Annotated in this window: 1 pseudogene; it reads left to right on the plus strand. The window is 38.2% G+C overall.

From position 1 onward, the window contains the following. A pseudogene (locus tag BT107_RS17225) lies at positions 1 to 1,283 on the plus strand (hypothetical protein); the annotation flags it as partial.

Below are 1,283 nucleotides of genomic sequence, written 5' to 3' on the forward strand. Positions count from 1 at the left end.
TTAACTAACGGACCTATTACTGTTACTGCAGATGTCACAGATGCGGCACTTAATCCTGCAACTGATAATGACCCTATTACTTTAGATAATACATTACCAACAATAGATATTACAACTCCTATAGAGGGTGATAACGTAGTTAATGCTTCAGAAGATAATGATGTTACAATCTCTGGTTCTACAACTGATGTTGAAGACGGACAAACTGTAACTATTACTTTTTCTGATGGCACTGATACTGTAACTACAACGGCTACGGTTAGTGGTGGTAATTGGACAGCTACCAATGCAGATATTTCTGGGTTAACTAACGGACCAATTACTGTTACTGCGGATGTTACAGATGTTGCCCTCAACCCTGCGACGGATAATGACCCTATAACTTTAGATAATTCAATACCAATTGTAGATAGCTTTAGTACTATAGATATTACTCCAGTATTAACAGGTCAAGGAGATCCTAACGAAACTCTTACAATAGAGTTAGATACAAATGGTGATAATGTAATAGATGTTACATATTCTATTACAACTGATTCTACAGGAAATTGGAGTTTAAATACTGAGACGCAATCGCCAATTAACGGTGCTTTTCCTGTTCTAGCTGATGAAGATGTAATTGATATCACTGCTACCGATCCGGCTGGAAATAGTGGTATTGGTGTTGTTACTATATCTGTAGATACGGATGGTGACGGACTTACCAATAATGATGAAATAGACTTAGGTACTGATCCTAATAATCCTGATACCGATGGTGATGGTATTTCTGATGGACAAGAAGTTACAGATGGTACAGATCCTTTAGACGATTGTGATTCTATTGGTGGTACACCACTTGATACTAGTGATTGTGATAATGATGGATTAACCAATGCTGAAGAAGCTGCACTTGGTACTGATCCTAATAATCCTGATTCTGATAATGACGGACTTTTAGATGGTGAAGAAGTAACTTTAAGTACAGATCCTAACAACCCTGATACAGATGGGGATACTATTCTTGACGGACAAGAGGTAACTGATAATACCAATCCGCTTGATGATTGTGAGTCTAACGGTGGTACACCACTTGATACTAGTGATTGTGATATGGATGGGTTAACTAATGCTCAAGAAGCGACTCTAGGTACAGATCCTTTTAACCCAGATTCAGATGGTGATTTAATTCTTGATGGTAAAGAAGTAGATGATGAAACTGATCCTCTTGATCCTTGTGATAATATTGGTGGTACGCCTCCAGCTGGATCTGCCTGTGATATCTCTATTTACAACGACCTTGT

The organism is Cellulophaga fucicola (assembly GCF_900119145.1).
Classification (GTDB): Bacteria; Bacteroidota; Bacteroidia; order Flavobacteriales; family Flavobacteriaceae; genus Cellulophaga; species Cellulophaga fucicola.